Below are 23552 nucleotides of genomic sequence, written 5' to 3'. Positions count from 1 at the left end.
TTCTCGAATTCAATCAGGCATTGACTGGCATATTTATGGCCGATGGTCGGGGAGTACAATCTTATAAACCCCTATATAATGTATATATGAGTAGATGCGACTTATTTAAGTACTTATTTATAGAGTAATTTCGTGAACGTTTGATCACACTTAGCAATCTAATATGTTGCGAATCTATTTTTTCCTTTCATAATGGACAGTATCCACGTGACAAAAGAACATTCTAGGAGAGCGGTAATGAAATTTAAGCACCCCCTAAACATCGGAATTATCTGGGGAGTGGTAATCGGGCTTACTTTAGCGATGGCGCACAATGTGTGGGCCGATAAAGAAATGGCCTCGGCTTTACCGCTAGAAGACTTGCGTACTTTTACAGATGTCTACGCGCGTATTAAACAGGATTACGTAACCGACGTTGATGATAGCGATTTATTAAAAAATGCAATTCGCGGTATGTTAGCTGGCTTGGATCCGCATTCATCCTACTTGGATGAAGAACAATTTCGTGAACTTCAAATTGGAACCTCTGGAGAATTTGGTGGGCTTGGTATTGAAGTAGGAATGGAAAATGGTTTTGTAAAAGTTATTGCACCTATTGACGATACTCCTGCTGATCGCGCAGGGGTTAAAGCCGGTGATCTAATAATTAAATTAGATGATAAATCTGTAAAAGGTTTGACTCTAGAAGAAGCCGTTAAACTAATGCGCGGCAAAAAGGGCTCGGATATCGTACTTACTATTGTACGTGAAGGTGAAGACGCACCATTAGACCTAACCTTAACGCGAGATGTAATTCGCGTACGTAGCGTCAGAAACCGTGTACTTGAGCCAGGTTATGGTTATGTGCGTATATCCAATTTTCAATCTAAAACCACACGAGGGTTGTTAGATGCACTAGCGAGTTTGAAAAAGAAAAATGAAGGCAATTTAAAAGGTTTGGTTTTAGATTTACGCAATAATCCTGGTGGTGTATTAACCGGTGCGGTTGGTGTTTCAGATGTTTTTCTTAAAGATAATCAATTGATTGTTTACACAGAAGGGCGTGTTGAAGATTCAGAATTAAAATATTCAGCAAGTACAGGTGATTCGTTAAAGGGAGCGCCTTTAGTTGTGTTGATAAATCAGGGTTCGGCTTCGGCATCAGAAATTGTTGCGGGCGCTATGCAAGACCATGAACGTGCAACTATTTTAGGAACCACTTCATTTGGCAAGGGTTCGGTGCAAACAATTTTGCCATTGAATGACAGCACGGCGTTGAAGCTAACTACTGCCAGGTACTACACACCTTTAGGCAGATCGATTCAGAGCGAAGGAATTGTTCCAGATATTTTGTTAAAAATAGAAGGTGCCTCTGATGAAGAAAACTCTGCACTCAGTATTATTTCTGAGTCTGATTTAGAAGGCCATTTGGAAAATGAACACCAAGAGGCTAATAAAAAAGCAAGAGAACCAAAATCGGTAGTGACAATCCCCAAGCAAACCAAGGATGATGCGACGGACTATGCTTTAGAAGAAGCACTAAAAGTTTTAAGAACCATGTCGGGCACACAACAAGCAAATCTCTAACGCTTACGTGCTCAAGACTAATATTAAGAAACTAACAATTGTTTTTATGGGGCTGCTTAGTTTGGCCCCATTGCATGGCTTTGCAGCTGAACCTGCGGTTATTGCTATTATCATTGATGATATCGGGCATAATATTGAAGCAGGCAAACGAGTTATCAATTCTAGCCTACCCGTTACGTGTTCTATTCTTCCAGCTAGACCTCACTCGATTAAATTAGCGCGCTTAGCACATCAAAACGGTAAAGAAGTCATGTTGCATTTGCCAATGCAAGCCTCTAAGTCAGAAAAACTTGGTCATGGGGGCTTAGGTCGGACATGTCTAAGCAAGAATTCACTCGCATAGTAGATATTAGTATTGATGCTGTACCGCATGCACAAGGTATAAATAACCACATGGGAAGCTTGCTAACTAGTAATTCTAGTCATATGGAATGGTTGATGCAGGCCATTGCGAATCGCGACGAACATCTATTTTTTGTTGATAGTAAAACAACAGCTAAAACCGTTGCTGGAGATGCGGCACTGAGCTATCACATCCCGAGTGTGCGGCGCGATGTATTTTTAGATTCTGTTGCAAACGATAAAGATTTCGTTAAGCAGCAAATACAGCAGCTCATTAAAATTGCAAAACAACAAGGTTACGCTCTAGCAATTGGACATCCTCATCAAACGACCTTGTCGGTACTTGAGCAGGAGCTTTCTAAACTAAGTGCACAAGAGGTAGAATTAGTTACAGTAAGCGGACTTATTAACACCGCGATTTCTAAAAAATTAGCTAATAAAGCGACAACACCATGGCAAAAGTACTCGTCCCTCTCGCCCAAGGCTGTGAAGAACTAGAAGCCGTCACCATTATAGATCTGTTACGTCGTGCAGATGTGCAGGTAACCACGGCCAGCTTAGATGGAAAACCTATTGTTGCTTCGCGCGGCACAAAACTTCTTGCAGATACTATGCTAGATCAAGTTATCGATGAGGAATTCGATATGGTAGTGCTACCGGGTGGTTTGCCGGGCGCAGATAACTTAAATAAAGATGAACGCATTCATAAAATTTTAAAAAATGCTGTTGATAAAGATCACTACATTGCTGCAATTTGCGCAGCCCCAATTGTTTTAGCTAGTGCAGGCTTGTTGAATAATAGAAAAGCTACTGCATATCCAGGTGTATTAGAAGCACTAGAAAATGATGCTATTGAAATTACAGCCTCAGCAGTACAAATAGATGGTAAGATTTTAACTTCTCGTGGACCTGGCACTGCAATGGATTTTACGCTGGAAATTATCACTTGTTTGTTAGGCGATGAAAAACGCAATCAAGTTGAACTTGCATTACAGCGAGTCGCGTAAAAATCTTCAGTAATTACCATTAAAGCCATATTTTGACAGTCGGTATAATTGCTTGGATATGAGGCACCTGACAGTTTAAATAGCGTGAAGCCGGTCACTAATTAGTCACATAGCCCTCAGTAAAATATCTATGCATTAGCCTACAGGGAAGCAGGCTTTCTAAACCCACGGTCTCAAAACCGTGGGTTTTTTTAATTGTTAGAACAAAATCTAGGCACTCCCGCCTAAAGCCTTATGCCTCATAAGGATAAAAACTCTCCGCACAGCAATGACATAGAAGCTGGTGAAATTCTTTCCTGCTGGAACAAGAATTTACCTATAGAACCTAATACAATAGATATACTCTAAGTGGTAAGCACTGGATGTGCTTAATTACATTAGTAAATATATATAGATCGCGAAATATCGCGGCGGGTAAGTCAGGAAGGAACGAGCGTTGGCACTCTATCCAACGTCACTGAGATATTTAACATGGAATAAGCCTGCTTGGAGAGTTGGCTTGTATCTTCTCGTCGTGTGTTCGCAACTTTGAAAAAAGATGCAAAAACACGAATCTGCTTTTACATTAATTGAACTCATGATCACGATAACCGTGGCGGCTGTTGTATTGACGCTGGGCGTGCCTGGCTTTGGGCGTGTCATCGAACGCAATCAACTCAGTGCATATACCAATCAGTTAGTCTCATCTCTGCATTTTGCTAGAAGTGAAGCAGTACGTAGAAATCAATCAATAAAAGTTTGTCATAGCGACAATTCTACTGATTGTAATGGATCAGGATATGAAAATAGTTGGATCATATTTATAGACGACGATGGTGATGATGTTGTTGATGCAGGAGAAGAACTGATACGTGTAAATGAAAATTTACCATCTAACTATACATTTAATGTTAATGGTGGGATGGACTCATTTAGTTTTAATGCAAAAGGCAGGTCTGATAATCAAGGTACTTTTGTGCTTTGTAAAAACAGTGATTTAACAAAAGCACGCGCCATTATTATTGGGCCTGGGGGGCGCACAAGACTGGCGCCATTAAATTCTAGTGGGGTGCCTGAACAAAGTCTCGGCACCCCGGTAGCGAGTTGTTAAATTTTATGAATAAAAAAGCTCAGGGGTTTACGTTAATGGAAGTGTTAGTTGCACTTGCAGTACTATCTATTGGCTTGCTTGGTATGGCGGGCATGCAATTGTTCAGTATGAAAAGTAGCCATAACGCTTATCTCCAATCACAAGCCAGTTATTTTGCATATGATTTGATAGATAAAATGCGTGCTAATCCTATCGGATTTGGTAATGGTAATTACGATAGCGCTTATACAAGTATTCCCGGTAGTCCTCCAAATTGCCAGTCTACAACTGCGACGTGTTCGCCTACACAGCTTGCTTCATTTGAACTTGCTCAATGGAAGTGTGCACTAGGGAATTATGAAAACGATTCGTCCTGTACCGGTACGTTGGACATGACATCGGTGCTTCCAAACGGCGATGGTAAAATTGAGAGAAACGGTGACGATGTAACGGTTACAGTTCAATGGCAGGCAGGCGCAAACCCTGAAGAAATTATGATTATGGCTGAGTTATGAAAATTAAGTGTAATGAAAAAGGATTTTCTATTGTTGAGCTAATGGTTGCACTATTGCTTGGTTTGTTTTTAGTAAGTGGTGTTACGGGGATGTACATAAGCAGTAAGCAGACATATCGCATGACAGATAACTTGTCACGTTTACAAGAAAGCTTACGTTTTAGTCTTGATTTTATGTCTCATGACATTCGTATGGCTAGTTATTTGCCATGTCGCACTACAACAAATAATACAAATGCAGTTGTAGGCGGAGCTGCAACTTGGTTTCTTGATTATTTTGCGCGCGGTATTCATGGCTATGAAGGTGGTGTAGATGTAATACCAGTGGCATCAGCTGTTGCTGATACAGATGCAATTGTTATTCTAAAAGCATCTACATATACCTCGAGTTTAATATTCCATAATACCGCTGGAAATACGTTTGAGCTTAATAGTAGTTTTTCGGATCAAGATTTTGAAAGAGGAAGAATTGGCGTTGTCTGTGACCCAAGACAGGCTTCCATTTTTCAAATATCGGATGCTGATTATGGTTTAAATACCGTCAGCTACGGTGACAACACTAATATTGTCCCTGGGAATACTACAACAACCATCGGCACTTACGGAGAAGATGCTCTAATTGCATCATATAAGCCTGAAATTTATTACATAAGAGCTAGTACACAAAACCCTAGTGTAAATTCTTTATGGCGCAGTAACTTAATAGCATTCGGTCCTCCTACAGGTACAAATACAGCCCAGATGAATGCTGAGGAATTACTAGAAGGTGTTGAATCTATGCAAATTCTTTATGGCGTAGATATAACTGCGCCAAATGACCAAGTTGTTGATCGTTATGTAACAGCAAATAATGTTGCTGATTGGCAAAGTGTTATAGCGGTGCGTTTGGGGTTGTTGATGGTAACGGGTGAAGATGTCACCGCGCAGTTGGACACGAATTCTTATAATGTTGCGGGCACGATAATTTCTGATGCCACCCCAATTTCTCATCCTGCTGATCGCAAGTTACGTTACGTAGCTAATACTACAATCAACCTTCGCAATCGAGTGCAATAACACAATGCATATAAATATCATGTTTCAACAATCTGGTGCTGTGCTGTTTGTGGGTTTAATAATGTTACTCGTTATGTCGCTTATCGCGGTAACAAGCATGCAAGGTTCAACTTTAGAGCTGCGAATGGCAGGTAACACTCGAGATAGTTTGGTTGCATTGCAAACTGCTGAAGCTGCTTTAAAGGCGGGAGAAGGCTTATTGGATGCAGGTGGGCTTAGTCTCGTAAACTTTGATAACAATGGTATTGATGCACTGTATGACAATACTGATGACGAACTTTGGAAAAGCATAAGCTGGCAAGATGTTAATTCTAGGAGGTATATGGCGTTCAATCCAAGTAATGTAACTACAGAGCCTAGATTTATTATTCAACATATTTCTGAAACACAAGTTGCACCGAAATTATTAGTTGAAGGATATGGTCAAGGTCAAGCAGGCCAAACAATTCAGTTATTTCGGGTGACGGCTCGGGGGACTGGTGGAAGTGATAATACAGAAGTATTTTTGCAATCTCTGTACGGTGTTGACTGGTAACAAATAAGACATATGTTTCAATCTCTAAATACAAAGTTTTTATTTGCTAAACAGCTTGTACTGTTCGCAAGCTTATTAAGCGTAAGCACTGTAAATGCCGCGTCATTAAATATCTCAGATGTTCCGTTAGAGCTTTCACCTTCATTACCGCCAAATGTTTTGATCCTTATGGATGACTCTGGGAGTATGGATTGGGAAGTGCTAACACAACAAGAAAATAGCGGCGCGCTTTGTTCACCCATGGTTTCGGGTGTTTGTGATTTTGTAAACATTATCCATCGTGTACCGGAAGGTGGAATTCCAGCGTCATGTGAACCATATGTAAATCCACCAGAACCTGTTCCAACTCAGGATTTTGTAAGTGGCTATTTGTACGGTGTCCGGTTTCCTGGAGACCCGGTGCCACTAGATGCTGCATTTGGCAGTGCAATAGAAAATTGTTATGTCGCAGCAGATGATGATTTTCGATTTAGAAGTTCTACTTTTAACCCACTTTATTTTGACCGCAGTAAAACCTACCGACCATGGGCGGGTTATCCGAATGCAGATATTACCAACGCACCTAACGATCCGTACTTTGATGATCCAAATACTTCTGCCGATAATATTGATTTAACAACCGATCTTCCGGGATTAGATATTTCCGGTAATCGTTTGACCGGGCTTGGGTTTAAATACTATGACTGGAATGATACTAATAGTAATGGAATATTTGAACTTGGTGAGCAAGTTGAGTTTTTAATCAGCGCAGCTGATGCTGCAACACAACAAAAGTTTGCCAACTGGTTCACCTATTATAGAAAGCGTGAATATGTAGCAAAAGCGATAGCGAGTCATACCGTCACCGGTCGTAACTCAGCATACTTTGATTACGCAACAGTAAACCAAAATACAACAAGCGAACTACGCATTGATCGAACCGACACAACTTATTTTGATGATCTCGATGCAAATCAAACAGCACTGTTAGATGCAATAACACAATCGATTAGTTCTACAAATCGAACACCTTTGCGAACGGGACTGGATAAGGTAGGTAAATATTTTCAGTGTGCGGCTGACGATATATTCAATAGCGCGGGTAGCACCAGTGCAGGAAATTCTAACTGCCCACTCCTGGCTGCTCCAAGCGGTGAGTGTCAGCAAAATTCAACGTTCGTTTTTACCGATGGTTTTAACAACGAAGCTGGTGTAGTTGGAAATGAAGATACTGGATCAAGCAGTGACTTTGACGGTTTCGCGTTTGAAGATATACATACCAACACATTGGCTGATGTTGCGATGCTCTATTATGAAAGTGACTTAAGTAGTTTGACTGATAGCGTGCCTGTCACCAGTGTTGACTTCAGTCGTGATCCAAACCCAAGAGCATTGGCACCTGGAGATTTATTACACCAACATATGAATACTCATACTGTTGGAATTTTTAATAATCAAAATTCAGCAGTTGATGTTTCTTTTCCACCAGATCCTAGTATTTCAAATCCAAGTTTCTGGCTAGATCCTGATGCAAGCTTTGAAGGCCAAATGCAAGATTTAGTACATGCCTCTTACAATGGACGTGGAAATTTTGTTTCTGTTTTAGACAGCGGTGATTTTTCTACAGTAATAAACGAAGTAGAGTCTTCTTTTTCACGCGCTGCATCAAATTTTGGTTCCACTACTGCAGTAGCATTTAATTCATCCAGCATAACTCAAGACACATTAGTATTCAGAACGTTTTCAAACCTTGCAACCAATGCTGGCGAATTAGTTGCGCAGCGTGTAAATCCAAATGGCACCTTTAACGTAAATAGTGGTGGCGATCCAGTTTTTGAATGGAGTGCAGCTGAAGAGCTTGATGCGATTACTCCCAACTCAAGAAATATTTTGACCTATGAGCCCACTGTGCAACAAGGACGTACTTTTGAAATTACAACACCTACAACTACGGGTCTTTCTAGTCCCCAACAAATGGATCTTGCAATGCCGAGTCCAACTACACCTCCCGCAACATTTGTAGAAGATCGAGTGGAATATTTACGCGGTGACAGATCCAATGAAGGTACAGATTTCATGGCTGGTGAAATGCGTATACGTGAGGATACAACTGTTAATGGTATAAGAACGGGTGCCGTGCTCGGAGATATCGTTCATTCATCGCCAGTTTTTGTTGGCGAACCGCCATTTGCTAATCGTTTTGGCGGGGCTTTTCCGAGTGCAGTTGGTGAAACCTATTTTGAGTTTCGTGTAGCGAACCAGACACGTGATCAGTTAGTTTATGTTGGTGCTAATGACGGCATGCTTCATGCATTTCAAGTATCCGATGGCGTAGAAAAATTTGCATACGTTCCAAATGTTTTGCTGAATAGTATTGGCGAATATACCAACCCAATGTACGACCATCTATTTTATGTAGACGCAACACCTAGTGTGAATGATGTATATATAGATCCACGCGACAGTTCAGCAACTACACCTTCGTGGCGAACTGTTTTAGTTAATGGTTTAGGTGCAGGCGGGCAAGGTTACTTTGCCTTGGATATAACTGAGCCAGGAAATATTGATACAGATTCTGTAATGTGGGAGTTCTCCGATAGCGATGACGCTGATTTAGGTTTCTCTTACAGCGTACCCATCATTGCAATGAGTAATGCACCTAGTACCGGTAATAAACAGTGGGTAGCCATTTTTGGAAATGGTTATAACAATACAGAGGTGGATGGTCCATTTTTTAGCACAACAGGCAACGCTGTAATTTACATTGCATTTTTAGAAGAAGGTTATAACGGTTGGAGCATCGGAAGTGATGTTATAAAACTCGATACGGGTAATGGTGATCCTTTAACTCCAAATGGAATTGGTGGGATTACGGGTATTGACACAGATGGGAATGGAACGGTTGATAGATTGTATGCAGGCGATCTACTAGGCAACGTATACATCATCGATATGAGTAGTACGAATGACTCAAGTTGGAGTATACGCTCGAATCTATTATTCACAGCAACATATGAGTCAGGTACACCCGCTATTTCTACACCTCAGCCGATTACAACAAAACCTACTGTTATAGAGAACCCAGAAGGTGGATATATTGTATTAGTTGGAACAGGAAGCTACTTCACTTCAGATGATGCACTTAATACAGAAATTCAATCGATTTATGGATTATGGGATGACCCTAGTGATCTATCTACTATAAGCAAGTATTCGCCATCAGATTTAGTTGAACAGGAGTTCACTACACAAGTCGATAATAATGGTTTCGTTGTTCGTACAGTTTCTTTAAACCCCGTTACTTATATTCCTGGGTCTTCACCGCGTGGTTGGTTTATCGATTTTGATATTCCACCACCAGGTAGCAGTAACGGTGTACAGTTTCCGGGAGAACGCCCGGTACGAAATTTACAACTCCGTAATAATCAATTATTTTTTAGTACTGTCATTCCACAGGATGGTATGAGTTGTTCCGCAACATCTGGTGGATTTGGTCTAAGTGTTGATCCATTTACAGGTAGTGTGGGAACGGATGTAATTTTCGATATCAACATAGATGGATTATTCGATGAAAAAGATAATCTTAATGGTTTCAGAGGTCCAGCTAATGTTGTTGTTGGCACACAATTTGAAAGTTCGCCTGGCGATTCCACATTTATTGGTGATTATAGAGTTACACAGTTGTCGAACACCAATATTGATCAAATTCTGGTAAACCCAGATCTCAACAGTGGCGGCTCAATAGGTTCGTTACTGGGTAGGCATTCGTGGAAAGAGATTAGTAAGTAATTCAAATTGCCTATTGGCTTAAACCTGTATACAAAATTGTTTAAAAAAAATACTGGTATTACCATGATCGAATTGATGATCGTAATGATTGTGGTATCTATACTTATTGCGGTTTCTTATCCTGGTTATCAAAACCAAATGAGACAGAATCGAAGATCTGACGGGCAGAAACTTCTTCTAGAAATCATGCATGAGCAACAAAATTTTTACTCTAAAAACAGTACTTATACTACAAATCTTGTGGCTGGCGGTATTTTAGGGCTTAGTTATCCGGATCCAAATGGAGATGGAAGTGTTCTATCAGATAAGGAATTTTATTTAGTAACAGCAACGGTATGTGATGTGCCCACACCGATTGCTGACTGTGTTTTACTAGCTGCCGCACCGCAACGTGGACAAGCAAGTGATGGTGATCTTACTTACAATTCACGTAACGTAAAAACTCCTGCAACACATTGGTAATGTGCACAGTCTAAAAAATTCTGCGTTTTTTACACTCGATCGGAATTTAAACTCCGCTCATTTATCGGCAATTTAGACCGCTTTTCAGTAACCCATGTCAGAGTAATAGATGTAGCCAGATAGTAATTTTGCACGGCATTATTTTTAAAACGATACACAATAATTTTACAAGCAATTTGTAATTAATTTCTTATAATTACCATTCATCGGCGAAAGATGTTGCGCTATTTTATGCACAATAAACCTCGTTCACGTTTTTAAATCAAGCACTTCCGCTCATCAGAGAATCCAAGCGAGTTACAACGCACTCGCGAAAAATACTTGAATATCAATGTAGAGTAATTTGCATTGTTGGATGAGTGAGGGTCTACCTCTCTCTACAGAGGATTAAATTTTAGATAAATGAAAAATTTCGCACAACGTGGCTTCACAATTCTTGAATTGATGATTACCGTTCTAATGCTGGGTGTTATGTTGACACTTGCAGTGCCATCATTTAGTGCAGTATTCAAACAAAATCGACTTGCTGCGCAGACAAACTCTCTATTGTCTTCATTAAATTATGCAAGAGGACAAACAATAAATCAGAATCAAATTGTAATTGTTCAGCCAATTACAGCTGGTACAGATTGGTCAGCTGGTTGGAAGGTTAGAGTTAATGGTGTCGACATTCAATTTTTTGAAGGCGTTGAGAATGCATCGTTAATTAGTACTGCTGCAACTATAACTTACCAATCTGATGGAACCTTAACAACAGGAGCTAACGTTACTCTAACTCTAACTCTAACTCCTAATGATTGCCCAACAGGAAGTAGTGACGTACGAGTTATTACTATTACACTTTCTGGTCAATCTAGCTCAACTACTGCTGTTTGCACATGAGTTTATTTGATATGAAAATTTTAAAATTTCAATCCAAGAGACAGCAGTCATGTGGATTTTCACTGCTTGAAGTGCTGATTGCTGTGTTTATTTTATCTATAGGGTTGCTTGGATTAGCGGCGTTGCATGCAACATCCTTAAAAGCGAATCACGGTGCATATCATAAATCTCAAGCGACATTTCTTGCGTATGACATGGTGGATCGGTTGCGAGCAAATAGGCCTCAAGCGATTAATGGTTCGTATAACCAACTTATAACTGAAGGCGATAAAACTGGAACAACATTGGCAGATGCAGATGTAAACAGTTGGTTGGTAAATACTTTAGCCTTGTTACCCAGTGGTGATGGATCTATAAACTGTACTGCTGCTGGCGCATGCACGGTTGTCGTGCAATGGAATATTACACGTGAAGGCGGCCAAGCTAGTGGCGGCAGCGCAACACTGCAAACTTTCACATTTAGGACAGATGTATAACTCATGTATCAAAATAAAAAACAAATTGGATTTTCATTGGTTGAATTATTAGTTGCACTAGTGCTTGGCTTGGTAGTGTCAGCGGCTGCAATCCAAATATTCGCAAGCAATAAAGGTACCTATCGACTTGAAAATGCTCTATCACGACTGCAAGAAAATGGTCGGTTTGTGGTGGATCAGATGATAAACGATTTACGTATGGCGGGTTATAACGGATGTTTAAGTCGCGGTGCAGGTGTGCCTGTTAACGATATCACGCCGGGCGCAATAGCAACGTCAAATGCTTTTGTCCTATTCCCATACGCAATTGATGGAACAGACAGCATTCGCGGTTTTAATTACGGCACTAGCGATTGGGTTCCCTCTTTAGACGCAAGTTTGAATTTAAGCGGTGTAGTTGCTAACACAGATGTAATTAATATTCAGCGCGCTTCAAGTTGCGGTGCACAGTTAACCTCTGCTCCTACATCCACTGGCGATACTGCTATTGATGTTGTAGATCCAAATGGTTGTGATTTTACAGCAAACGAAGTTGTGATGATTACCGATTGTAGTGTGGCTGATGTATTCCAAATTGGCAGTCTTACTACAGGTACAGATACTGTAGCTTTAAATCGTGCAGGCGGCACATTAAGCGCAATTTACTCACAAGCATCACAAGTTTTTCGTTGGCAGTCGACTGCGTACTTTGTTGGTACCGATGCGAATGGTCAACCAGCATTGTTTCGATCTTCCTGGACGCCTGATGGTGATAACGATATTCAGGCAGATGACTTCACAACGCTTGCATTGGCAAGTGGAATAGAAGATATGCAACTTTTATACGGTATTGATACCGGCATGGACGAGTACGCGGATGCTTATGTAACCGCAAATAACGTTACAAATTGGGATGCAGTAAGAAGTATAAGGATTGGTTTATTACTCAGAAGTGATAACAATATAACTCAAGAACCACGTTCAATACAATTTAATGGGGCAACAGTAAATCCTGTTGCAACTGGCGATAGACGTTTACGCACAGTGTATACCACCACAGTGTCTTTACGAAATAACACACCCTAATTTTATTGATAGCGAATTACTATGATGAAGAACTTAACCAAACAAAATCATACACAAACAGGCTCAGCCATAATTGTGGTTTTAATGTTATTAACCGTTGCGACACTCATTGCAATTAATGCAGTTAGTTCCACAGTTTTAGAAGAAAAGATGGCAGGTAATATTAGAAATAAACACATGTCATTCCAAGGCGCTGAAGCCGGACTGCGTGTTGCAGAAATTGCAGCATCGGGACTATCAGATGTAACTCTATTTGATGGCTCTAATGGTTTGTATCCTGGCTCAAACCCTGGTGATGTAAAAAATGTTGCAGGTGCACTAGTAGATTTTCCAGCTTGGGAAAATTTATTAGATAGTGATTGGGTAGATGCCACCGACATAGGGTTATCAGATGTTCCTCAATACATTATTGAGGACTTTAGTGAGTCTCCTAGAGATAGAGATTGTCAATACGAAAGACCTAGACCAGCAGGCTGTATGTTGCCTGTATATAGGATTACAGCAAGATCTGCCGGGTTAAATGCTAATTCGGTATCTGTTATTCAATCAACCTACAAACGTTTATAAATTATTTGGACAGTAGTGATGCAAAGGAAATGCAATATGAACAGCTTATTATCAAGCACTAACTCATCAAAAGAAAGTTTCAATTTGATGCGAGAAATATTTATGAAATCAAAAAGTTTCATATTAATTTTTATAATTACCATGCTGTTTGCAAGTGGCACAGCGTACTCAGCAATTGATTTAACGGATGACCCTCTGTTTCTTAAAACAGGTGCTGGTGCAAACGTATTGTTAAATATGTCTGTGGAAACACCTATGGGCGGCGGCGCATACAATGATGCTCCAGGATCTATACCGGGTTGTACAGGTAGAAAAAGTGCGACAGGCCAAAGTAATATTGGAACATGCTATTTCCCAACCTTTGAATACATTGGCTATTTTGATGCCAATAAATGTTATTCCTATGGCAGCAATCGATATACACCTACAGATAACACAAGTTCTGATCATTCCTGTGACGGTGGCCAAACAGGTAGATGGAGCGGAAACTTTTTAAACTGGGCAGCGATGACTGCCATTGATACCTACATGCTTACGATGACTGGTGGCAGACGGGTTGTTGATACTGCATCTCAAACTGTAATCGAACGTTCACTGTCTTTTGTTGCGGGGTATGCTTTCCATACCAAGGCAATTGGTATTGATGTTAATAATAGCATTAGCGCGGTCGCACTAGCTACGGTTACACCTTATAACGATGATTGGGGTCGAATTGTTCAAAATCAAAACTCAACACAATTTACGTTAACACGCAAAGGCGGCAGCAGTAACTCATTTAACGTTGCAGTAGAGGTATGTAAAGAAAATTCCTCACTAACCAATAATGGGTTAGAAGAATTTTGTGTGGCACGTACGGATGGTACGAATAATTATTACAAGCCAGAAGGTTTAATTCAAAACAATGATAAAAAATTACGTTTTGGTGTGATGGCGTATACCACTGACAATTCGCATACACGTCAAGGTGGCGTACTGCGCAGCAACATGAAGTCTGTGGGCCCAGAATTGGGCACTGGTGAAACCAATACCAAAAAAGAATATAGCGATGATGGTTTAATGATTATAGATCCCGATGGAAGTTCTCCTAGCGTGGGTGTGGACACAGCACCATATGGTTTTAATAGTGGCGTAATTAATTATGTAAATAACTTTGCTGTAGTTGCCGGGCAATATAAAAGTTATGACCCGGTAAGTGAATTGTTTTATGAGGCGGTTCGGTATTTTAAGAATATAGGGCCAACACCAGAAACTTATTCAGGCTTATCTACAAGTAATAATGGTGGGTTTGAAATTTTAACATCGTCAGATTGGGAAGACCCGATTCAATATGAATGCCAAAAGAACTTTATGGTAGCAATGAATGATGCATTTCCATGGAATGATAAATCTCTACCAGGCACACATTTTAAAAATAGCCCCACAACGGATGCACTAGGTCGTTCTATTTCATTTACACGTGATTCTGGTGAGCCTACAGGATCTTCTGATTTTGAAACTGATTTTGTAACGAAATGGACTGATCATATTGGTTCTTTGGAAGACGCTGAAAGTGGTGGAGAGTTAACAACAAAATTAGGTACAAATGAGTTAGGTAAGATGATTGCACCTAGTACAGGAGCTAACTTAACGCCAACCAGTGGTGATGGTAGAGGTAATAGTTATTATCTAGCAGGTATAGGTTATTACGCAAACACAAAAGATTTACGTACAGAATCCAATATGCCTGGGGGACAAACCGTTTCTACATTCATGATTGATTCTCAAGAATATAATAACAATCCATTAATAGGGAACGTGAACCAGCTTTGGTTAGCAGGAAAATATGGTGGTTTCGTTGATGCAAACAATGATGATATTCCACAAGCTTCAGAGTGGGATGCGGATGGCGATGGTGTTCCAGATAATTATGTGTTGGCAACAGAACCATCAAAGATGGTGGATAAACTGCAAGATTCATTTGATGCCATTACTAAAATTGCAGAAGCATCTGGTTCTGCTGTGGCCATTAACAGCACGGTACTCAATACTAACTCAAGGATTTACCAAGCTACTTTTGCTAGTACAGATTGGAGTGGCAATCTAAATGCACTTTCTTTAAATTTAGATGGTTCTGTAAACACCCAAGTATGGGATGCTAATTCTGAGCCCCCTGCTCATGCCGCACGAAAAATATTTACTACTGTAGATGTGAGCGGCACCCCAACTGCTAAGACATTTACTGACGCCAATGTAACTTTAGGCGGTTCGGGCAGTTCAACCACTACGGTAGTGGTACCAGTAACAGGTGCTACTGCAAGTGCAATAAGTGAATGTAATTATGAAACTACAGGGCCAGCATCTAAGGTGGTTGACGGTGATACCAATGGTAACTTTACAGTCGCTCCAGGCTCAGTTAACCATACTTGCGGATTAACAGCTAATGATTGGGTGGATGTTGATTTGCAATCAGTTAAAGATGTCAGCCATATCAATATTTATAACCGTTCTGATTCAACGCATGAAAAACGCTTGAGTAATACGATTCTCATGGTTGCCGATACACCTTTTTCTGGTAATGATCTAGCAACTGCATTGTCGAACGCTGATCATGTAAGCCAGCTTACTGGTGAGCCTATTCGCATTAATGCAGGTTCAAGCGTTGATTTTACAGATGCTCAAGGTAGAGAATGGGAAGCAGATACTGCATATCTTCAAAGTGGTAGCGCCAATACGAATAGCGCTAGCATAACGAATACAAATAGTGGACCGCTATTAGGTGATACGAGTGATGAATCACTATATAAAACAGATATCGATAGAAATGGTGAAGTTAGATTTAATATTCCTATACCAGATACGACAGTTGCTTATTATGTAATATTGCACTTCTCTGATAGTTCAGGTGGGACTGATCTAGTTCTAGATGTTGAGTTTGATAACAATCAAATAGCTTTAGATGATTATGATATCGGAGCAGTTGGCCAAGACACAGCTCAGACAGTAGTGCTTAGATATGGAGATGACGAAACAGTAGAAGGCATATTAGATCTTGATTTTAGAGAGGAATCAGGGGGCGATCCACTAATTAATGCAATTGAAATCATCCCAGAAATCTCTTCAAATCTTATTACTCAGAATGTGGGTATTCCTGGACGTTATATACGTTTACAAAAACCAGGAGCTACTTTTAACAACACGCCATTTATACATATTGCAGAAGTTGAAGCGCATGAGACTGCAACCGTTACGATTGGTGGAGCTTCGAATGCTGAAATTGTTAACTACATTCGTGGCGATCAATCTAGAGAAGAAAGTCAGTCTGCAACTGGTATATTTAGAGATCGAACTTACTTAATTGGAGATTTGGTTAACTCAACTCCTGTAACTTCTAGTACAGAAAACTTTTTCTACGAAGATTTGCCAGGCAGTGAAGGTAGTAGCTATGCGAGTTATTTGGCGAGCAAAATTACAAAATTCAAAGGTGGGAATAACGAGTTTTTCAATATTGTCTACGTAGGTTCTAATGATGGCATGTTGCATGCATTTCAAGATACTTATGACACATCTCCTTCTAGCGCTGGTAAAGAAATTTTTGCTTATATACCAAGCCATATACACGGTAAATTGGAGAACTTAACCAAGCCAAATTACAACCATGAGTACTTTGTAAATGCAACGGTGGGTATTGCAGATGCATATCTAGGCAGTGCATGGAAAACGATGCTGATGGGTGCATTTGGTGCAGGAGCAAAAGGACTGTATGCACTAGACATTACTGACCCTACAAGTTTTGGTACATCTGATGTTATGTGGGAATTTAAAACCGATACTGATGTTTCCAACGGTAGTGATGAGGTCGGTTATGTGCTTACTACACCTCAAGTTGTGAGAATGAAAAATGGCAAATGGGGGGTAGTGTTTGGTAACGGTTATAACAGTACCAGTCAACAAGCACGATTATTTATTTTAGATGCCGACGATGGATCTATTATCAAGGTTATTAATACAGGTGCAGGTAGTTTTGCGAATCCTAATGGACTATCTGAACCAACTTTAGTAGATGTAGATTTAGATGGCATAGTGGATAGAGCATATGCGGGAGATTTACTCGGTAATATGTGGAAGTTTGATCTATCAGACACTAACGCTTCCAATTGGGATGTTGCATATCAGTCATCTGGCACTCCAGTTCCTTTGTTTTCAGCAACGGATGCAAATGGTGTTGAGCAACCCATTACAAGTAGACCTTCTATAGCATACAACCCTGATGGAGGTTTTAATGTAATTTTTGGTACGGGAAAATATCTTGAGATTGGTGATAATGTTATCCCAACTAGTCCTGCACAAAATAGTGTTTATAGCGTTAATGATATCGGTGCTGCAATTACTACTGGTCGAAGCGCTCTCGTACAGCAAGAAATTCTATCAGAGCAAGATGAGTATGATGACAACGGTACTCCATCTGACCCAAGTGATGATGTATTGACTAATCGTGTGCGAGTTACTTCAGGCTATACTATTAATTACGCGAGTAAGCGAGGCTGGTTTATGGACCTATTGGCGCCGGATGGACCGGACGCTGGATCAGATCCAGATGCTTTTGGCGAAAGAATAATTGCAAGATCATTAACTCGATTTGGAAGAGCAATATTTACAACTTATACACCTTCAGCCAGTCCATGCGATGGGGGTGGAGTATCACTGTTAATGGATCTCGATGCACTTAGCGGTGCGAGACTTGGAGAATCTGTATTTGATGTTAACGGTGATGGTTTCATTGATGCCAATGACTTGGTGATCTACAACTCAACAGGCACAGTTGCTTCAGGTATATTTATAAAAGGAACGCTTGGGCCACCTGCAATTATTTCTGCATCCAGTGGTACGTCTGAATACAGAATTATTTCTGGAATTGATGGCTCAATTCAAAATGTTCAAACTAGTGTTGATCCAAGGGCGATTGGGCGACAATCTTGGCGACAGTTACAATAGGTATTTTAGATATGAATAGTAATAGAAAAAGTTCTGGTATAACGTTGATTGAATTGATGATTGTGATAGCTATCATTGGCATACTCGCTTCGATAGGCTATCCTTCTTACCAAGCTCACATAACTAAGACAAATCGAGCAGTGTCTACTGCGGACTTATTGGAGTTATCACAATTTATGGAGCGGTTATTTTCTGAGACAGGTGTATATAATCCTGCTCCTGCAGTTGCGCTACCCATTACACAATCGCCCAATGATGGTTCTACTGCAAAATATACTATAGCGGCAACTACAAGAACCGCAACAACATACACATTACGAGCAACGCCTACTGCGAGTCAAGATGATGCAACATGCGGGTCTCTTACTATTGATCAAACAGGTGTAAAATGCACTATTGTGGGCGGTACAACTAAGTGTTCGGATACTGCAGCGCAAAGTGCTGATGTAGCAGCGTGTTGGTGATTCATTTTGTATGAGAGCAATATCTCATTCCATCTGTCTTGTATACATTGCCTTTGGTATCGAGTGATCGTGCCCATTGAGATTGTCAATTTATAGTTAGATAGTAACCCTATATTATGATTAGTATGAAAACACGTGGATTTACCCTAATTGAGTTAATGATTACAGTCGCTGTGGTAGCAGTCATCGCATCTATTGCCTACCCAAGTTATCAAGAGCAAATTAGAAAAACTCGTCGTTCGGATGCAAAGGCTGCACTAATGGATGCTGCAGCAATAATGGAACGTCACTACACGCAGTTTGGTCAATATGGCGGAGGCGCAGTTGTTCCTGCGACAAGTCCGGAGCAGTTTTATACAATTGCGGTTACCGGTACGATAGTAGGTGCTCAAGTATTTACAATTACTGCAACTCGAGCCGGTCAACAGACTAATGATAAATGCGGTAATTTTACAATTGATCAAACACAAGCTAAAGCCGTAGCGAGTGGCAGCTTGACTGCTGCAGAGTGTGGATGGGATTAATTTAAGCTTTCTCTAAATATTTTCGGTAGTGGAAACACTACATTTTCTGTTTTGCCTAGATCCTCAGTAACTATTGCTTTTTCTTTTTCTTTTAAGTGTTGGATTACACGTTGCACTAATACTTCTGGTGCGGATGCGCCGGCTGTAACCCCAATTCTTGTTTTATTCTCTAGCCATGAATCTTGGATATATTCAGGACCATCTATTAGATGAGCTTGAATTCCGTTTTTGTCTGCAATTTCTCGCAAGCGGTTTGAGTTGGAGCTGGCTTTAGAGCCTATTACTAATAAAAGATCGCAAGATGCTACCAATTTTTTTACTGCATCTTGCCTGTTTTGTGTGGCGTAGCAGATATCATCTTTTTTGGGGCCAATGATACTTGGAAATCGGTTTCTTAAAGCATCAATAACATCGCTAGTGTCGTCGACAGACAAAGTGGTTTGTGTAACAAACGCCGTTTTGTTGGTGTTGCCAACGCTTAGGTTTGCAACATCATCAGCATTTTCAACTAAGTGTATCTGTCCACCATATGAGTCATCGTACTGCCCCATGGTGCCTTCTACTTCTGGATGACCTTTGTGTCCTATTAAAATAGTGTCTAGTCCATCTTTGCTATAGCGCACAACTTCTAAATGAACTTTGGTAACAAGAGGGCAAGTCGCATCAAATACTTTTACATCACGATTTTTAGCTTCATTTTGAACGGCTTTAGACACACCGTGTGCACTAAAAATTACCGTAGAGCCATCTGGCACTTCGTGTAGCTCATCTACAAAGATCGCACCTTTTTCTTTTAGATTGTTTACTACAAATTTGTTATGTACAACCTCATGACGAACATAGATTGGTGCTCCAAACATTTTAAGGGCACGTTCTACAATTTCAATCGCACGATCTACTCCGGCACAAAAACCGCGTGGATTGGCTAGCAATACATCCATTATTCTGTTTCTTCCTTGGAAAATACGGCTTGAATAATCATAAGTGCTGCACCTAGAAAAATCGCTGAATCCGCAAGATTAAATGTGGGCCAATGGCAAGTTATTTGATTAATAGAAAAGAAGAAGGGTAGGCATCCATCACCGGAAGGATAAAACCAGTCAATGAAATCTATTACATGCCCATAAATACTGCGATCAATTACATTGCCAATTGCACCGCCTAGTATCAATGCTAAACTCGTAGCTAGTAATTTTTCTTTATTGTTAAGTTTTTTAAGCCAAAGAAAAATAAAAATACTAACACCTACTGCTAATACCGTAAAAAACCAACGCTGCCAACCACCTGCGTTGCTTAAGAAACTAAACGCAGCACCTTTATTGAAAGTTAAGGTGAAATTAAAGAATGGCAAAAAAGCTTGTGGATCATGAGGCGTTAAAAAATGTACAGCAGCTTGTTTGCTGACTTGATCCAGTATTACGACTAATGCAGTTAACCAAAGCCACTTAAGCATATTTACGAGCCTCTCCAGTGCCATCTGGTAAATTACTAATACATCGGGAACATAGTTCTGAGTGTTGACTGTCTGCGCCTACATCTTCTCGATGATGCCAACAGCGCACACATTTTTGATGCTTAGATTTTTTTACTTCTGCATAATATTCTGCGCCATCCGCATTAGTGAATTTATGAGCAGTGCTAGGCGCAGCTCCATCCTCTAAATCGGCATATGAAGTTATAAATACGAATCGTAATTCATCGTTTGTGACTTTCTTTATATATTCTGGTGCATTCCAAATTTTTACTTCGGCATCTAAGGAAGAACCAATCTCTTTATTGTTTCTTAATTCTTCTAATTCCTTGCTGATTTTTTCCTTAGTTTCAAGAATTCCATCCCACTTTGTATCTGTAATCTCTCCAAACGATTCAAACTGTTCTAAGCCGTACCATTCTTGTATAAACACTGATTGAGTACGATCACCGGGGAGATGTTGCCAAGCTTCATGTGCAGTAAAACTCAATATTGGTGTAATCCAGCGGATTAAAGCTTCCGCAATATGAAACATAGCGGTTTGCGCTGATTTTCTTGCATGACTGTTTGACCTGGTTGTGTACTGCCGGTCTTTAATAATATCCAAGTAACTACTGCCCAACTCTAAAATACAAAAGTTATGTAGTAAATGGTAAATAGAGTGAAATTGGTATTTCTCATAATGTTGCTTGATTTGTTTTTGCACCGAATTTGTTTTGCAGACAATCCAATGATCTAGCGACACCATTTCTTCAGCAGTAACTTCGTCAGTATCGGGGTTAAAACCATCAAGGTTAGATAATAAGTAGCGCAAAGTATTGCGTATGCGTCGGTAGGCATCCGAAGCTCTGGTTAAAATTTCATCCGAAACATTTTGTTCGTTACCATAATCTGTTGATGAGATCCAAAGTCGAAGAACATCGGCACCTAAGGAGTTACAAATTTTTTGCGGTGCGATGACATTGCCTATGGATTTAGACATTTTTTTGCCTTCCGCGTCCATCGTAAATCCATGGGTGACAACTTGCTTGTAAGGCGCAACTCCATTCATGGCTACAGATGTTATTAATGAAGATTGAAACCAGCCACGGTGTTGATCGGAACCTTCAAGGTATAGGTTTGCACGTTCATTGTTGTTGAAGTCTATATCTAATCGTTTACGCACTACTGCAAAATGCGAGACTCCTGCTTCAAACCAAACATCAAGAGTATCAGTAACCTTTTTATATTGATTGGCTTCATCACCTAAGACTTCATTTATATCTAGCTCATACCAAGCATCCATTCCATCTTGTTCAATTTTCTGTGCAATCTGTTCAATCAACTCTGCTGTATTCGGGTGTGGTTGCTCAGTATTTTTGTCGATGAAAAAGGTAATTGGAACGCCCCAGGTTCTTTGCCTGGAAATACACCAATCCGGGCGGCTGGCCAACATGCCTTCAATTCGAGTTTTACCCCAATCAGGAATCCATTCAACGCCCCCAACTTGTTGATTTACTTCAGTCAGCAAGTTGTTAGCATTCATACTGATAAACCACTGTGGGGTAGCACGATATATAAGAGGAGTCTTAGTGCGCCAGCAGTGCGGGAAGCTATGCTGGAATTTAGTTTGATAAATTAAGCTGTTATTAGTAATTAAGGTTTCAATTACTTTTTCATCCACTTTATATACATGCTCACCAGCAAATAATTCAGTTTCTTCTTTAAACACGCCATGGTCATCAACTAGGTTCAATGTACCGATGGAGTACTTCTTGCCGACATTGAAATCGTCTACGCCATGATCGGGTGCAGTATGTACAGCACCGGTTCCTGTTTCGGTGGTTACGTGGTCACCGAGGATGATCGGAACCGTCTTATTATAGAAAGGATGTTGAAGTTGTAAATTTTCTAAATCTTTGCCTTTGCATTTACCTACTATTTTATAGTCGTCGATTTCATATTTTTTTAAACACGTTTCATGAAGTGCGTCTGCAAATAACAAACGTTGTTGAGTATTATTGTGTTCGCATTCAACCAAAACGTAGTCTAATTCAGGATGTAGCGATACTGCTTGGTTTGAAGGTAGTGTCCAGGGTGTAGTGGTCCAGATAACTATAGATACAGGTCCTTCACTAGAGATGTTTTGACACTTATTTAAAAATTCATTTTCATCTACAACTTTAAATTGCACATCAATTGCAAAAGATGTTTTGTCTTGATATTCAACTTCGGCTTCTGCTAATGCAGATCCACCGACAACACTCCAGTACACCGGTTTAAAACCACGAATGATATGGCCTTTGGAGAAAATTCTGCCTATAGTGCGTACGATGTCTGCTTCAAAACCAAAATCCATAGTGCGATAGGGTTCATTCCATTCGCCAAAGATGCCTAAGCGTTTAAAATCAACTCGTTGTTTGTCTATTTGTTTTCCAGCATATAAGCGACATGCATCACGAAATTCTTTATGGGTTTTTTTAGTCCCCGCCTTACCAATTTTTTTTTCTACTTGATGTTCAATGGGTAGACCATGACAGTCCCAACCAGGAACATATGGAACATCAAAGCCAGATAAAGTTTTGCTTTTGATAATGATGTCTTTAAGAATTTTATTAACCGCGTGACCGATATGAATGTCGCCATTTGCATAGGGTGGGCCATCATGAAGAATAAAACGTTTCGCACCTTTGCGAGCATTACGTATTTGCTGATAAACATCTTGCTTCTCCCATGCCTTAAGTATCTCTGGCTCACGCTGAGCAAGATTGCCTTTCATAGGGAAGGAAGTTTTAGGTAGATTTAGAGTGTCTTTATAATTGTTAATTTTCTGA

At 40.2% G+C, this 23552-nt stretch carries 20 protein-coding genes; 17 read left to right on the top strand and 3 right to left on the bottom strand.

Annotated features, from left to right (window positions below; genetic code table 11):
* Nucleotides 1-237 precede the first annotated feature (237 nt).
* The 17 genes from GKR92_09705 to GKR92_09625 all read left to right on the top strand — a co-directional run bounded on the left by GKR92_09705 (nt 238) and on the right by GKR92_09625 (nt 19268).
* The gene (locus GKR92_09705; GenBank protein ID QMU61955.1) at nt 238-1566 is read left to right on the top strand and encodes a PDZ domain-containing protein; all 1329 of its coding nucleotides are present in this window, start codon (nt 238-240) and stop codon (nt 1564-1566) included.
* A 46-nt stretch (nt 1567-1612) separates the two neighbouring features.
* Nucleotides 1613-1909 carry a hypothetical protein gene (locus GKR92_09700; GenBank protein QMU61954.1) on the top strand — a complete coding sequence of 99 codons (297 nt, stop codon included), beginning with the start codon at nt 1613-1615 and terminating at the stop codon, nt 1907-1909.
* Nucleotides 1882-2406 (top strand): hypothetical protein, encoded by a 525-nt coding sequence (locus GKR92_09695; GenBank protein QMU61953.1) that lies wholly within the window; start codon nt 1882-1884, stop codon nt 2404-2406. Before GKR92_09700 ends, GKR92_09695 begins: the two co-directional genes overlap by 28 nt.
* On the top strand, nt 2361-2915 hold the full coding sequence (locus GKR92_09690) for a DJ-1 family protein (GenBank protein QMU61952.1): 555 nt from the start codon (nt 2361-2363) through the stop codon (nt 2913-2915). The genes GKR92_09695 and GKR92_09690 overlap by 46 nt, the downstream gene beginning before the upstream one ends.
* Before the next feature lie 538 nt (nt 2916-3453).
* A complete protein-coding gene (locus GKR92_09685) occupies nt 3454-4005 on the top strand; it encodes a prepilin-type N-terminal cleavage/methylation domain-containing protein (GenBank protein ID QMU61951.1) in 552 nt (183 codons plus the stop codon).
* 5 nt (nt 4006-4010) lie between these two features.
* Nucleotides 4011-4499, top strand: coding sequence for a type IV pilus modification protein PilV (pilV, locus tag GKR92_09680; GenBank protein QMU61950.1), 489 nt, complete (start codon nt 4011-4013; stop codon nt 4497-4499).
* Nucleotides 4496-5554, top strand: a complete 1059-nt coding sequence (locus GKR92_09675; GenBank protein QMU61949.1) for a hypothetical protein — start codon at nt 4496-4498, stop codon at nt 5552-5554. Before pilV (GKR92_09680) ends, GKR92_09675 begins: the two co-directional genes overlap by 4 nt.
* Nucleotides 5555-5558: 4 nt before the next feature.
* The gene (locus GKR92_09670) at nt 5559-6089 is read left to right on the top strand and encodes a hypothetical protein (GenBank protein QMU61948.1); all 531 of its coding nucleotides are present in this window, start codon (nt 5559-5561) and stop codon (nt 6087-6089) included.
* 12 nt (nt 6090-6101) lie between these two features.
* On the top strand, nt 6102-9857 hold the full coding sequence (locus tag GKR92_09665) for a hypothetical protein (GenBank protein QMU61947.1): 3756 nt from the start codon (nt 6102-6104) through the stop codon (nt 9855-9857).
* Between the two features lie 63 nt (nt 9858-9920).
* The gene (locus GKR92_09660) at nt 9921-10319 is read left to right on the top strand and encodes a type IV pilin protein (GenBank protein QMU62769.1); all 399 of its coding nucleotides are present in this window, start codon (nt 9921-9923) and stop codon (nt 10317-10319) included.
* Between the two features lie 402 nt (nt 10320-10721).
* Nucleotides 10722-11201, top strand: coding sequence for a prepilin-type N-terminal cleavage/methylation domain-containing protein (locus GKR92_09655; GenBank protein ID QMU61946.1), 480 nt, complete (start codon nt 10722-10724; stop codon nt 11199-11201).
* Between the two features lie 11 nt (nt 11202-11212).
* The gene (gene pilV, locus GKR92_09650; GenBank protein ID QMU61945.1) at nt 11213-11677 is read left to right on the top strand and encodes a type IV pilus modification protein PilV; all 465 of its coding nucleotides are present in this window, start codon (nt 11213-11215) and stop codon (nt 11675-11677) included.
* A 3-nt stretch (nt 11678-11680) separates the two neighbouring features.
* Complete coding sequence (locus GKR92_09645) at nt 11681-12742, top strand: prepilin-type N-terminal cleavage/methylation domain-containing protein (protein ID QMU61944.1); 1062 nt, start codon at nt 11681-11683, stop codon at nt 12740-12742.
* 21 nt (nt 12743-12763) lie between these two features.
* A complete protein-coding gene (locus tag GKR92_09640; GenBank protein ID QMU61943.1) occupies nt 12764-13309 on the top strand; it encodes a hypothetical protein in 546 nt (181 codons plus the stop codon).
* A gap of 18 nt (nt 13310-13327) precedes the next feature.
* A complete protein-coding gene (locus GKR92_09635) occupies nt 13328-18280 on the top strand; it encodes a hypothetical protein (GenBank protein QMU61942.1) in 4953 nt (1650 codons plus the stop codon).
* Between the two features lie 11 nt (nt 18281-18291).
* Nucleotides 18292-18744, top strand: coding sequence for a prepilin-type N-terminal cleavage/methylation domain-containing protein (locus GKR92_09630; GenBank protein ID QMU61941.1), 453 nt, complete (start codon nt 18292-18294; stop codon nt 18742-18744).
* A gap of 125 nt (nt 18745-18869) precedes the next feature.
* Entirely contained in the window at nt 18870-19268 is a 399-nt protein-coding gene (locus GKR92_09625; GenBank protein ID QMU62768.1) for a prepilin-type N-terminal cleavage/methylation domain-containing protein, read from the top strand.
* Here the strand turns inward: GKR92_09625 and ispH are convergent.
* The 3 genes from ispH to ileS are packed head-to-tail and all read right to left on the bottom strand — an operon-like array spanning nt 19265 to nt 23545.
* On the bottom strand, nt 19265-20209 hold the full coding sequence (gene ispH, locus GKR92_09620) for a 4-hydroxy-3-methylbut-2-enyl diphosphate reductase (protein ID QMU61940.1): 945 nt from the start codon (nt 20207-20209) through the stop codon (nt 19265-19267). The two genes, GKR92_09625 and ispH, sit on opposite strands and share 4 nt — an antisense overlap.
* Nucleotides 20209-20721 carry a lipoprotein signal peptidase gene (locus GKR92_09615; protein ID QMU61939.1) on the bottom strand — a complete coding sequence of 171 codons (513 nt, stop codon included), beginning with the start codon at nt 20719-20721 and terminating at the stop codon, nt 20209-20211. The genes ispH and GKR92_09615 overlap by 1 nt, the downstream gene beginning before the upstream one ends.
* The gene (gene ileS / locus GKR92_09610; GenBank protein ID QMU62767.1) at nt 20714-23545 is read right to left on the bottom strand and encodes an isoleucine--tRNA ligase; all 2832 of its coding nucleotides are present in this window, start codon (nt 23543-23545) and stop codon (nt 20714-20716) included. The genes GKR92_09615 and ileS overlap by 8 nt, the downstream gene beginning before the upstream one ends.
* Nucleotides 23546-23552 lie beyond the last annotated feature (7 nt).

This window comes from Gammaproteobacteria bacterium (assembly GCA_014075255.1).
GTDB lineage: Bacteria > Pseudomonadota > Gammaproteobacteria > UBA4575 > UBA4575 > JABDMD01.
The sequence above is the reverse complement of the archived record's forward strand: the minus strand, read 5'-3'. Positions and strand labels throughout refer to the sequence as shown.

Bases quoted from the DNA above. Each gene is read 5' to 3' on its own strand.
- GKR92_09705 (QMU61955.1), top strand. From the start codon at position 238: ATGAAATTTAAGCACCCCCTAAACATCGGAATTATCTGGGGAGTGGTA.
- GKR92_09700 (QMU61954.1), top strand. From the start codon at position 1,613: ATGGGGCTGCTTAGTTTGGCCCCATTGCATGGCTTTGCAGCTGAACCT.
- GKR92_09695 (QMU61953.1), top strand. From the start codon at position 1,882: ATGTCTAAGCAAGAATTCACTCGCATAGTAGATATTAGTATTGATGCT.
- GKR92_09690 (QMU61952.1), top strand. From the start codon at position 2,361: ATGGCAAAAGTACTCGTCCCTCTCGCCCAAGGCTGTGAAGAACTAGAA.
- GKR92_09685 (QMU61951.1), top strand. From the start codon at position 3,454: ATGCAAAAACACGAATCTGCTTTTACATTAATTGAACTCATGATCACG.
- pilV (QMU61950.1), top strand. From the start codon at position 4,011: ATGAATAAAAAAGCTCAGGGGTTTACGTTAATGGAAGTGTTAGTTGCA.
- GKR92_09675 (QMU61949.1), top strand. From the start codon at position 4,496: ATGAAAATTAAGTGTAATGAAAAAGGATTTTCTATTGTTGAGCTAATG.
- GKR92_09670 (QMU61948.1), top strand. From the start codon at position 5,559: ATGCATATAAATATCATGTTTCAACAATCTGGTGCTGTGCTGTTTGTG.
- GKR92_09665 (QMU61947.1), top strand. From the start codon at position 6,102: ATGTTTCAATCTCTAAATACAAAGTTTTTATTTGCTAAACAGCTTGTA.
- GKR92_09660 (QMU62769.1), top strand. From the start codon at position 9,921: ATGATCGAATTGATGATCGTAATGATTGTGGTATCTATACTTATTGCG.
- GKR92_09655 (QMU61946.1), top strand. From the start codon at position 10,722: ATGAAAAATTTCGCACAACGTGGCTTCACAATTCTTGAATTGATGATT.
- pilV (QMU61945.1), top strand. From the start codon at position 11,213: ATGAAAATTTTAAAATTTCAATCCAAGAGACAGCAGTCATGTGGATTT.
- GKR92_09645 (QMU61944.1), top strand. From the start codon at position 11,681: ATGTATCAAAATAAAAAACAAATTGGATTTTCATTGGTTGAATTATTA.
- GKR92_09640 (QMU61943.1), top strand. From the start codon at position 12,764: ATGATGAAGAACTTAACCAAACAAAATCATACACAAACAGGCTCAGCC.
- GKR92_09635 (QMU61942.1), top strand. From the start codon at position 13,328: ATGCAAAGGAAATGCAATATGAACAGCTTATTATCAAGCACTAACTCA.
- GKR92_09630 (QMU61941.1), top strand. From the start codon at position 18,292: ATGAATAGTAATAGAAAAAGTTCTGGTATAACGTTGATTGAATTGATG.
- GKR92_09625 (QMU62768.1), top strand. From the start codon at position 18,870: ATGAAAACACGTGGATTTACCCTAATTGAGTTAATGATTACAGTCGCT.
- ispH (QMU61940.1), bottom strand. From the start codon at position 20,209: ATGGATGTATTGCTAGCCAATCCACGCGGTTTTTGTGCCGGAGTAGAT.
- GKR92_09615 (QMU61939.1), bottom strand. From the start codon at position 20,721: ATGCTTAAGTGGCTTTGGTTAACTGCATTAGTCGTAATACTGGATCAA.